This is a genomic window from Mesorhizobium sp. M7A.F.Ca.US.006.04.2.1 (genome assembly GCF_004022915.1).
GTDB lineage: Bacteria > Pseudomonadota > Alphaproteobacteria > Rhizobiales > Rhizobiaceae > Mesorhizobium > Mesorhizobium ciceri.
Genome location: NZ_RZQA01000886.1, coordinates 1 through 2,506 on the forward strand (window position 1 = coordinate 1; position 2,506 = coordinate 2,506).

Annotated in this window: 2 protein-coding genes and 1 pseudogene; 1 reads left to right on the forward strand and 2 read right to left on the reverse strand. The window is 65.3% G+C overall.

Features of this window, described 5'->3' with window-relative positions; all coding sequences use genetic code 11:
- Positions 1-359, reverse strand: a pseudogene (locus EN925_RS31665) (ATP-dependent DNA ligase); the annotation flags it as partial.
- A 232-nt stretch (positions 360-591) separates the two neighbouring features.
- Positions 592-1,602: a ligase-associated DNA damage response exonuclease gene (locus EN925_RS31675; RefSeq protein ID WP_013527947.1), complete on the reverse strand. Its 1,011-nt coding sequence runs from the start codon at positions 1,600-1,602 to the stop codon at positions 592-594.
- 106 nt (positions 1,603-1,708) lie between these two features.
- Here EN925_RS31675 and EN925_RS31680 point away from each other — a divergent pair.
- On the forward strand, positions 1,709-2,506 hold a 798-nt coding region (locus EN925_RS31680), incomplete at its 3' end, for a methyltransferase domain-containing protein (RefSeq protein ID WP_128337200.1).

Genomic DNA, 2,506 nt, shown 5'->3' on the forward strand with positions numbered 1-2,506 from the left:
ACCTTGGGCCCGTCGGAGCGGCTTGCCGCCTGCAGTTTGGCGACAACCTCGCCAAGCGTCGGCTCGCGGTTCGGGATGTTTCCGGGCGTTTGCGGCCAGACCAGCGACACCGTTTCGGCGAGATCGCCGACATAGTCGTAGGAATAGCCGAACAGCACCGGATCCATGCGCTCGGTGACGAGCATGCGCAGCATCGCCGGCTTGACCGCGGCGATGTGGAGATCGCCAGTGATGGCAGCCAGCGCCAGGCCGCGATCGGGATCCTCGACGCTGCGGAAATAGTCGGTCAGCAAGGTCAGCTTGCCGTTGCGCGACGGCGTCAGCACCAGGCGGTCGAGAAGTTCGGCGAAGCGGTTCATGGCGGCGTGAACCTCGCCAATCTGGGAACGTCGCGTTCTGTCGCGCCCCCCTCTGTCCTGCCGGACATCTCCCCCTCAAGGGGGGAGATTGGATATCCCCACTGCTTTCGCCAATCTCCAACGTCGCGAGAATGAGCGCAGCGTCGAAGCAGCCGATCTCCCCCCTTGAGGGGGAGATGTCCGGCAGGACAGAGGGGGGCGCCGTAGGGCGCAAAATCAGCCAAAGGTGTCATCAATCGCCCTCGTCCTCGTAGCCCACCAGGTGCAGCGGCCGCGCCGCGATGCCTTTGAGCTCGCACCAGCGGACCAGCGCCTCCTCGCGGCCATGCGTCACCCAGACCTCTTCGGCTCCGGTCTCCTTGATGGTGGCGGTCAGCTCATCCCAGTCGGCATGGTCCGAGATGATCAGCGGCAGTTCGACGCCGCCCTGCTTGGCGCGCTGGCGGATACGCATCCAGCCTGACGCAAAGCACGAGATCGGATCGGGAAACCGCCGCGCCCAGCGATCCGCGAAGGCCGAAGGCGGGCCGACGACGATGGCGCCGGCAAAATCATCCTTGCCGCCGCTTTCGACGGTCGCCGGTTCGAGGGTGCCGAGATCGATGCCTTGGCTCTGGTAGTACTCACTGAGCTTGGCCAGCGCGCCATGGATGTAGAGCGGCCTGTCGTAGCCGGCGTCGCGCAACAGCCGCATCACCCGTTGCGCCTTGCCCAGCGCATAGGCGCCGACCAGATGCGAGCGTTCGGGGAACTGCGCGGCCGATTTCAGCAGGCGGGCGATTTCTTCGGTGTCGGGGGGATGGCGAAACACCGGCAGGCCGAACGTCGCTTCGGTGATGAACACATCGCACGGGATCGGCTCGAATGGCGCGCAGGTCGCGTCCCTCTGCCGCTTGTAGTCGCCGGAAGCGACGATGCGCGTGCCCTGATGCTCGACCGCTATCTGCGCCGAGCCCAGCACATGGCCGGCCGGATGGAAGCTGACGCTGACGCCATCGAGGGCAATCGTCTCGCCGAGCCTTGCCGCTTGTGTTGTTCCAGCGAAATCCTCGCCGTAGCGCAGCCCCATAATGTCGAGCGTCTGCTGCGTCGCCAGCACCGAGCGGTGGCCGGAACGCGCGTGGTCGGAATGGCCATGCGTGATCAGTGCCCTGTTGACCGGCCGCACCGGGTCGATGAAGAAATCGCCCGGCGGGCAATAGAGGCCCTCGGGCCGGGGATGAAGCAGAACACTGGTGCGCATGGTCTCCAAGATAGGATATAATTCCGCGGCGGGAAGCCTGTTGTAAGTCACTGCTGACTCCCGCATAGAGCACCGCCGGCTCGATCCGCCGGCAGGACCCGCCGCCATGAAACCGCTTCAGGCCTCGTCAGGCGACTTGAACGCCGATCGCCGCGCCGACTATGCCGAGATGCTGCACGCTGATGGCGATCATGCGGCGGCGGCGGAATTGCTGCTCGGTGCACTGGAAATAACGCCGCAATGGGCGATGGGCTGGTTTCGCCTCGGCGAGATGCAGCAGGCGGCGGGCGCGGCGGATCTGGCCGCACAGGCGTGGACGATGTCGTTGCAACTCGATCCATCGGATCGTCAAGGCGCTGCACTGAACCTGCAATTGATCGGCATGGCGCCGGCGGTCGATGCGCTCCCCAGCGCCTTCGTCGAGACCTTGTTCGACCATTATGCCGAGAGCTTCGACGAGTCCCTGGTCGGCAGGCTGGGTTACCGCCTGCCTGGGATGCTCGACCAGGCCATTCGAGCGGCAAGGCCGGGCCGCTTCGCGCTGGCGCTCGATCTCGGCTGCGGCACAGGCCTGATGGGGCAGAGGCTGCGGCCGATCGCCGACCGGCTGGAGGGGTATGACATTTCGGCCAAAATGCTGAGAAAGGCGCGGGCCAAGGGCGTCTACGATTTCCTCGACAAGGCCGATCTGCGGGATCTTCCCTATGCCGGTCCGAAAGCCGATCTGGTGACGGTGGCCGATGTTTTCATCTATGTCGGTGCGCTGGGCGGCGTGGTGAAGACGATTGCCGGCCTGCTGGCCACGGATGGCCTGTTCGCGTTTTCCGTCGAGACGCTGGCTGGCGATGGCGATTTTGCGCTGCTGCCGTCACGCCGCTATGCGCATGCGCAACGCTATGTGCTC

Coding starts and splice junctions, on each gene's coding strand:
- EN925_RS31675 (WP_013527947.1), bottom strand. CDS start 1,602: ATGCGCACCAGTGTTCTGCTTCATCCCCGGCCCGAGGGCCTCTATTGC.